The sequence below is a fragment of the Polaromonas sp. P1_G2 genome (genome assembly GCF_056405515.1).
Genome location: NZ_JBFUBY010000186.1, coordinates 1 through 8523 on the forward strand (window position 1 = coordinate 1; position 8523 = coordinate 8523).

General features: G+C 65.1%; 8 protein-coding genes and 1 pseudogene. 1 reads left to right on the top strand and 8 read right to left on the bottom strand.

What is annotated here, in order from left to right; all coding sequences use genetic code 11:
• The coding region (locus AC1D0P_RS17650; protein ID WP_477677945.1) for an alpha-ketoglutarate-dependent dioxygenase AlkB at positions 1-115 on the top strand (115 nt) is incomplete at its 5' end.
• A 15-nt stretch (positions 116-130) separates the two neighbouring features.
• Here the strand turns inward: AC1D0P_RS17650 and otnI are convergent.
• From otnI to metX, 8 genes and pseudogenes are all read right to left on the bottom strand, one after another.
• Positions 131-964, bottom strand: coding sequence for a 2-oxo-tetronate isomerase (gene otnI / locus AC1D0P_RS17655; protein ID WP_477677938.1), 834 nt, complete (start codon positions 962-964; stop codon positions 131-133).
• A 6-nt stretch (positions 965-970) separates the two neighbouring features.
• Positions 971-2848, bottom strand: coding sequence for a SulP family inorganic anion transporter (locus AC1D0P_RS17660; protein ID WP_477677939.1), 1878 nt, complete (start codon positions 2846-2848; stop codon positions 971-973).
• 90 nt (positions 2849-2938) lie between these two features.
• Positions 2939-3976: a Cj0069 family protein gene (locus AC1D0P_RS17665; protein WP_477677940.1), complete on the bottom strand. Its 1038-nt coding sequence runs from the start codon at positions 3974-3976 to the stop codon at positions 2939-2941.
• Positions 3977-4103: 127 nt separating this feature from the next.
• Entirely contained in the window at positions 4104-5012 is a 909-nt protein-coding gene (locus AC1D0P_RS17670; protein ID WP_477677941.1) for a Fe-Mn family superoxide dismutase, read from the bottom strand.
• 10 nt (positions 5013-5022) lie between these two features.
• On the bottom strand, positions 5023-6372 hold the full coding sequence (gene chrA / locus AC1D0P_RS17675; protein ID WP_477677942.1) for a chromate efflux transporter: 1350 nt from the start codon (positions 6370-6372) through the stop codon (positions 5023-5025).
• Positions 6369-7313, bottom strand: a complete 945-nt coding sequence (locus AC1D0P_RS17680; protein ID WP_477677943.1) for a chromate resistance protein ChrB domain-containing protein — start codon at positions 7311-7313, stop codon at positions 6369-6371. The genes chrA and AC1D0P_RS17680 overlap by 4 nt, the downstream gene beginning before the upstream one ends.
• A 217-nt stretch (positions 7314-7530) precedes the next feature.
• The gene (gene metW / locus AC1D0P_RS17685) at positions 7531-8142 is read right to left on the bottom strand and encodes a methionine biosynthesis protein MetW (RefSeq protein WP_477677944.1); all 612 of its coding nucleotides are present in this window, start codon (positions 8140-8142) and stop codon (positions 7531-7533) included.
• Positions 8139-8523 (bottom strand): annotated as a pseudogene (gene metX / locus AC1D0P_RS17690) (homoserine O-acetyltransferase); the annotation flags it as partial. The pseudogene metX and the gene metW, both read right to left, overlap by 4 nt.

Below are 8523 nucleotides of genomic sequence, written 5' to 3' on the forward strand. Positions count from 1 at the left end.
CGTGTGGGGTGGACCATCGCGGCTGGCCTACCATGGCGTGGCGCCGCTGGCTGAAGGCGAACATGCGCGCCTGGGCCGGCAGCGTATCAATTTGACGTTTCGCCGCGCGCGCTGAATGCGCCGAACGCGCTCAGGCGCGTTCGCGAAATTTTTTCAGCCAGCCCAGCCCGTCCGGCGTGGCGCCGGCTTCAGCGCCGCGCAGCGGCCGGTATTCGCAGCCGACCCAGCCGCTGTAGCCCAGCTCGTCGAGTAGCGCCAGCAGGTAGGGATAGTTGATTTCGCCGACGTCCGGCTCATTGCGGCCGGGCGCACCCGCGATCTGCAAATGGCCGACCTGGCCCGTGGGCAGGTATTTGCGCAGCTTCATGGCCAGGTCGCCCTCCACCACCTGGCAGTGGTAAAGGTCCATCTGCACCTTGACGTTGGCCGCGCCCACTTCGCGGATGATTTCATGCGCGTGGTCTTGCCGGTTCAGAAAGAAGCGCGGAATGTCGCGCGTGTTGATGGGCTCTATCAGCAGGTCCACACCCACCCTGGCGGCCAGCACGGCCGCCTCGCGCAGGTTGTTCACATAGGTGGGCTGCACCGCCTCGCGTTCCATGCCGGCGGGCAATATGCCGGCCATCACGTGGATGCGCGGGCAGCCGAGGGCCTGTGCGTAGTCGAGCGCAATCGCGATGCCGGCACGGAACTCGGCCTCACGGCCGGGCAGGCAGGCCGTGCCTTTTTGTGAAGAGCTCCAGGCCTTCTCGATGCTCGCCACATCCACGCCGCCCGGCGGCGCGTTGAACAGCACCAGCTGCTGGCCGTGCTCCTGAAGGATGGCCTTGAGCTCCTGCGGCGCCCAGGCGTAGGGCGAGAGGATTTCCACGGCCGTGAAGCCGTCGCGCGCGGCCGCGGCAAAACGCTGCTCCATGGGAAGCTCGGTGTACATCCAGCTGAGGTTGGCGGCGAATTGGGGCATGGGATTTCAGGCGGCGGGTGTGTCGGGGCCGGGTGCGGTTTTGCATTCCCAGAATATCCGCGCGGTGCAGCGCCGGCAAATTTCCGGGTCGAGCTTGTTAAAGATGGTGGAGATCGCGGTGAACTTGTCGGGGAACTGGTGTTCGGCCCCGAGCACGCTGGTGAAACCGGTTTTGCGCCACATGCGGATGACTTCGGGACGCGGCCGGTGAAAGTACAGGTCGCCGCCCATGGCGCGGCGCGCGGCGAGTTCGGCCTCCCACAGCTCGGCGCCGGCCAGGTCGATGAAGTTCATGCTCTTGCCCATGACCAGCAGGTGTTTTTGCGGCTGTGGCTGGGTGCGCAGCGCGTGCAGGATGTCGGCCACGTGCTGGGTCGCGCCAAAGTAGACCTCGCCCTCCATACGCAGCAGCTTGAGCTGTGGACATTCCGGCAGCACCTGGCGCGGCGTTTCTTCGGGCCCGTCAGGGCCCGTATTTTTTTTGGCTTCCAGCCCCGCGTCGGGCGAGTTGTCTATCACCACGAACTGGCGATCCAGCCCCCGGCTGTCAAAGCCCATGCTGCGCATCGCGGGCCTGGATGTGCGATAGAGGAAAGACATCAGCGACAAAATCATGCCCAGCAGGATCGCGATTTCCAGCCGTATGGTGACCGTGGCCGCCACGGTGGCCAGCGCCACACCGAAGTCGCTGCGGCTCAAGGTGAACAGCTGGCGCCAGCGCGCGGCGTCGAGCAGCGCGAAGGCCACCAGTACCAGCAGCGCCGCCAAAGCGGCCATGGGAATCTGCGCCAGCAGCGGCGCGCTGACCGCCACCAGCGCCAGCAGCAGCAGGGCTGAAAACACCGAAGCCAGCGGCGTGCGCGCGCCGGCTTCCAGGTTGGGCATGGAGCGGTTCATGGAGCCGCAGGAGACATAGCTCGAGAAGAAACCGCCGACGATGTTGGACAGCCCCTGGCCGCGGAATTCGCGGTTGGCGTCTATGCGCTGGCCTGAACGCAGCGCCACGGTCTTGGCGATCGAAATCGCCTGGCCCAGCGCCACGATGGTCAGCGCGAAGGCCAGGCCGACAAGGTCGGTCGCCTGCGCCCAGCTGATGCGCGGCACTTCAAAGCGCGGCCAGGGCACGGGGATTTGCCCCACGGTGCGCAGCGAAGCCGACGGCGTGGCCTCCGGGTGCAGCCAGCGGCTCCAGACCCAGGCCAGCGCGGTGGCCACCACCAGGCCGATCAGCATGTAAGGCCAGTTGCGGCGCAGGCGGCGCAGCAACAGTGCCACGGCCAGCGTGATGGCGGCAACGCCCAGCGCCAGCGGCTGGGCGGCGCCGAGATGCGTGAGCACATGCCCCAGCACGGCCGCGGCGCTGTGTTCGGGCGCGGGCGCAAGGCCCAGCAGGTCGGGCAGCGCATGCACGGCGATCAGCAGCGCGGCACCTGAAGTAAAGCCGAAAAGCACGGCCGGAGAAATGAAGTTGGCCAGCACGCCCAGGCGCAGCGCGCCTATCAGCCACTGCATGACGCCGACCATCACGGTGACGGCCAGCGCGAGCTGGATGTAGAGCGGGCTGAAGGCCATGGCCAGCGGCGAGAGCATGGCGAACAGGGCCAGCGAGTTGGCGTTGGTGGGGCCCGACATGACGTGCCGGCTGGAGCCGAACAGCGCGGCGATGATGCAGGGAATCACGGCGGTGTAAAGGCCGTAGGCCGGCGGCAGGCCGGCCAGCGTCGCGAAGGCGATGCCTTGCGGCAGCACCAGCACCGCGCCCAGCAGGCCGGCCATCGCGTCGGCTCGCACGGTGGCGGGCGAGACCTCGCGCACCCAGTCGCCGAACAGGCGCTCCAGGAGCGGAATCGATGACCGGGGTGCGTGGGCGGCTGAGGGTTCCATCACGAGGGCCTGAGCATACCGCGCCCAGCGCCCCGGTATCCACCGCGGCGATCAGGTGCCTTGGCTATAGCAACGCCCGCCGACAGGCGATCAAATCTGCTCCAGACGGCGTTGCACAGCCAAAACCAGCGGCCGGATGGCAGAGTCCGGGAATGGTGAGACGCTGCTGACGTTTATCTCACACAGCACGTAGTGTTCTATGACGCCGACGAGAGGCTCGCCGAACATGAAGTCGCAATCCCAGAGGAAGGGAAGCTGCTCGCGCGAAAGACCGACGCGTGCACGAAGCAAGTCAACCCACTCGGTCTCAAGCCGTTCCTTCAAGAACTGGAACTGCGGCAGATCGGCGGCGTGGTACAGCCTCGGGCCGGATGGCGGTGCCGGCTCTCCAGGCTTGGAGGGGTAGAGCGCGTTCACCGACTGGTGCCCGAAGCCCTCGACGCGATCCTCCACCAGGTAGGCTCGCACCATGCCTTCCACCAACCGCGCTTGCCATGCCTGGTCGATCATGTGCCCGCCATTCGCCGGCTCGAAGTACGGAGCCAGTCTTGCCAGGAGCGCCGGAAGCTCCATCAGCTCCTCGTCGCTGCCACGCTGGGCGTGGCGCACGCGCAGGCACACGGGTGTGCCGATGGGGCCCGCCAGTTCCACTCTCCAGACACCGATCCCGCTATGCCCCCGGTATTGCTTGAGCACCCGTGGGCCCTGGCGGAGTCGTTCCGGCAATTCGGCCTCAAGCTGTTTGAGGCTTTCGATTCGGCAAACGTCGCTGCCAAACGGGAGATCGCGCGTGTGGAACAAAACGTCCTTGGTTCCCAGCTTCAGGATGGTCTCCGGGTGCGCGCTGACCACAACTCCCGAGTCGGTAACCCGGCGCAGCATGGCGTCCAGAACGTCCCGCCTTCGTCCGCCTTCGATGGGGTTGCACCAGGCCAGCACAAGGCGGCAGTCGCGCAACTGCGCCTCCACTTCCTCTGCAAAAGCGTCGTTGTACACAGCCGGGACGGCGGCCACGCCAGCGCCTGCAAACGCCTCGAACAAAGCGGCAAAACGGCTTTCCGCCGGATCCGCGCGATCCCGCATGGCGCGATCACCTGGGTAGAGCAATGCGACGGAAGGTCTGGGCATGATCAGCTCCTTAAAGGCTTAGGCGTGCAGCAGGCGCCGCGCGTTCGCGTTGCCTCTGGACGCATCGACTGGAATGCCCGTTCCGGCGAAGTGGCAGTGAAAGTCGATCACGTCCATGAATCACGCCTCAGGTTTGTTTTGCCGCGAGCGGCCGGCCTGCCGCTTTCCAGCCGTCAATGCCGCCGCTCAGGAACCTGGCATCGACCCCTGCCGCACGCAGGCGCATGGTGGTGGATCGCCCGACTTCGTGCCCGTAAACGCAATAGACCATCACCGGCTTGTCTTTGGGCAATTGCGCCGACCAGTCGTTCACCTGGGCCGGGTCTCGCCACTGCGCACCTGGAATGAGCGAGTCCGCCTGGTCGAAGACCCCTGCCCGCCGGACATCCAGAACGTGGGCGCCGGCAAGGTCGTCCGCAGTGGCGGCGAACGGCTCGCTTGAAGCCTCCACCGCGGCCTGGTAGCGCTCGTACACGCGCGTCCAGTTGATGTTCTCCATGAAGGCGTCGACATACTGGCCGGCGGCCGCGCCGAAATCCAGGTGGTAGGCGTGCTCGTACATGTCGAGCGCCAGGATGGGGATGCCACCCGCCACCGCGTGCGTATGGTCCGCGGCCCACTGGTTCACAAGGGTTCCCTCGCGCGGCTGGAATACCAGCAGCACCCAGCCGGAGCCGCCGGCCAGGGCCTTGCCCATGGCGACGAACTCCTCGCGCCATCGTTCAACGCTGCCGAAGTTCGATTGCAGCGCGAGGATCGCCGCCGGTGTCAGCGGCTCGCCGGTGGCACCCAGGCAGTCGAAGTACAGCTCGTGCAACAGCATCGAGTTGGTGGCGATCAGTTCTTCCCGCTTGAGCCCATTCAGGTCGAAGCCGGCCGCAGCCGCGAAAGGCATCTCCCGTAACCGGCCGCGGATGGCATTCAGCCGTTTGACGGCACCGCTGTAGTTGTTCTGGTGGTGGCTGCGCAGCAATTTCTCCGATAGGCCGTTCATGCCGGCAGGATCGAAGGAGAGGTCGTGAATTTGAGCGTCCATGGGTGCACCTTTAAATAATGTTGCTGAGCCGCAGCGTCAGCCCGACGATGCCGGAGACCAGCACGACGGGAATGACACCAACCTTGAAGCGGAACAGCGCCACGGCGGCTGCTACTCCGATGACGGCTGAAGCCCACTCGAAGCGGCCCGAGAGGCCTTGCGGCCAGAGCACGTGGTAGGCAAAGAACACAGCGAGGTTCAGGATCACGCCCACCACGGCGGCTGTGATTCCAGTGAGCGGGGCCGTGAACTTCAGGTTGCCGTGCGTGGACTCGATGAAAGGCCCGCCGAGCAGGATGAAGAAGAACGACGGCAGAAAGGTGAAGAAGGTGACCACCGTCGCCGCGGCGGCACCGGCCAGGAACAGCGCCTCAGGGCCGAAAATGGCCTTGGTCCAGCCACCGACGAAGCCGACAAACGCGACGACCATGATCAGCGGGCCGGGCGTGGTCTCGCCGAGCGCCAGGCCGTCAATCATCTGGGGGGCGGTGAGCCATTGGTAGTTGTCCACCGCGCCCTGGTAGACGTAGGGCAGCACCGCATAGGCGCCGCCAAACGTCAGCAGCGCGGCCTTGGTGAAGAACCACGCCATCTGCGTGAGCACCGCGTCCCACCCGTATGCAGCCGTGAGAGCGCCGATRGCGGCTACCCACAAACTTAGGCAGACGACCAGCACTTGCCTGACGCGCTTCCAGGTGAAGAGCGCATGGGCGGGTGTGGGCGTGTGGTCATCGATGAGGGCCGGGCCGAACTGCTTGGCGGAAGCGCCGTGGCCGCCGGTCTTGAACTTGTCGGGTGCGTACTTCCCGCCGAAGTAGCCGATGGTGCCCGCCGCGAGCACGATCAACGGGAACGGTATGTTGAATGCAAAGATGGAGATAAACGCCGCGGCCGCGATGCCCCATAACCAGCCGTTTTTCAGGGCGCGGGAGCCGACCCGGTATGCGGCATGCACGACCAGTGCGGTGACCGCGGGCTTGATGCCGTAGAACAGGCCCGCGATGGCCGGAACGTGGCCGAAAGCCATGTAGACCCAGGACAGCGCAACCAGGATGAACAGCGACGGCAGGACAAACAGCCCGCCGGCGACAATGCCGCCCCACGTCCGGTGCATCAACCACCCGATGTAGGTCGCCAGCTGCTGCGCCTCCGGGCCGGGCAGCAGCATGCAGTAGTTCAGGGCGTGCAGGAAGCGGTTCTCGGAAATCCAGCGCCGGCGCTCCACGAGCTCCTCGTGCATGATGGCAATCTGCCCTGCGGGTCCGCCGAAGCTGATGAAGCCAAGCTTCAGCCAGAAGGAGAACGCTTCCCCGCGGGTGATGGATTCGGGCGCTGTCTGGTCGGCGATATGAGTGGTCATTTGGCGGCCTTCAGAGCAGCATGCAGGGTGTCAAAAAAAGCGAACGCCGCTTCAAGCAACTGGTCGTCGTCCCCGTGCTGCGCTTGCAAGCCACGAACGATCATTTCGATGCCCGGCGCTTCGTCGAGCGGAACGCCCCCGACGTCGATGTAGTGCACAAGCTGCCCGAGCCGCGCCAGGGCGGGCTTCTCGTCAAGGCCGAAACTCCTGGCGACCACCTCGAAGGTCACCAGCTCACCCACGTGCGTGAAAGCCGCTCCGTCGAAGTCGTAGCCGAGAGCCTGTTTAGGGCACTTCTTCGGATCCGCCAGCCAGATGAAGTTGGGGGACTTGTCGATGAAGCGGCGGACCAGCCAGGCTGTGGCCAGGCGGTCTACCCAGGGGCGCTTGCGGGTGGCCCAGGTGCGGCCCTGGTAGTCCTTGATGGAAAGCGCGGGGACAACAGCCCTTGTAGGCGACGGCTCGTCCGGCGAGAGGTGCAGTTCAATCTCACGCCGCAGAGCCGAGACTGCCTCGACACACCCTGCGCTCTCCTTGCCCGGGAAGAARTCGCTTGCCTGGACCTGCTGCAATTGCTGCTCAAGGCTGCGCAGTGTCTTATGAAGTTCCGCTTCGCTGGCCGACTTGATGCCCTTGCGGGCATCCTTCACGGCCTGCACGAGTTCTGCATAGTGCTCGGAGCGGTCGAACAGGGCGCGAAACGCCTGTTCCTGGGCGTCATCGCGCGCGCGCAATTCGAGCAAATAGGCGTCAGCGCCGGCGTCGGCAATCGTCTTGGCGAGCTCCCGGAGGGCAAGGGCGGAGGGCGCGGTGGCCGGAAGGACATAGACCCCCTCCCGAAGCGTTCCCGCACCTGTAGCCTTGAGTGCGCGCCACACCCGGACCCGCAGGCCACTCGGGGTGGTCGGCAGTGTTGCAGTAAGGACCAGCCAGTCGTTCATGAAGCAATCATCTCATGAAGTGATGACTGTTACAAGAGGAATCGTCGGATTTCTGCTGAAAACGTGCGGTTGACAGCTTTCGAACGCGTCGCAACATGCCCCAGCACGACTTGGGGGCGCGGGGGTGCCAGCTCAGAATTCCGGCCGACCCATTCGGAATTGCGGCTTATGCCTGCTTTTGGCCGAAGCCGTCGTCAGGGATCAGACAGCGCCAGCGCTACTCACGCTTGAACTTGAACACCGCGCGGCTGGCGCGGGCATTCGGCCAGAAGCGCACTTCGCGGCCGTCCTGCAGGCCGAAGGCCTCGAGGATCTCCAGCTGGTTCTGCAGCGCCAGCGCTTCGAAATCCTGCAGCGTGCCGACACGGATATTGGGCGTGTCGTACCACTGGTAAGGCAGCACCTTGGTCACCGGCATGCGGCCGCGCGCAACAGCCAGGCGATTCGGCCAGTGGCCGAAGTTCGGGAACACGACGACGCCGGCGCGGCCCACGCGCGCGGTTTCGCGCAGCATGGTTTCGGCGTTGCGCAGGTGCTGCAGGGTGTCTATCTGCAGTACCACGTCAAATGAACTGTCGCCGAACAGCGCCAGGCCTTCCTCAAGATTGAGCTGTATCACGTTGACGCCGCGCGCCACGCAGGCCTGAACGTTGGCGTCGTTGATCTCGACGCCGTAGCCCGAACATCCGCGCTCGCGGATCAGGTAATCCAGCATTTCGCCGGTGCCGCAGCCCAGGTCGAGCACGCGGGAGCCGGGCGGCACCAGGCGGGCGATGGACAGCAGGTCGGCCGAAGGCTGCACATTGAGGTCGACAGTCGTCGGGTTCATACAGCCACCTTGCTCTGGAAATAGGAACGCACCACACCGAGATAGCGGTCGTCCTCCAGCAAAAACGCATCATGGCCGTGCGGYGCGTCGATTTCGGCGTAGCTCACGTCGCGCTGGTTGTCGAGCAGCGCCTTGACGATCTCGCGGCTGCGCGCGGGGGAGAAGCGCCAGTCGGTGGTGAAGCTCACGAGCAGGAATTTGGCCTTCACGTGGGCCAGCGCCTGGGTCAGGCTGCCGCCGTAGCTACGGGCCGGATCGAAGTAGTCGAGCGCGCGCGTGATCAGCAGATAGGTATTGGCATCGAAGTACTCGCTGAATTTGTCGCCCTGGTAGCGCAGATAACTTTCGATTTCAAATTCGATGTCCTGCGTGGTGTATTTG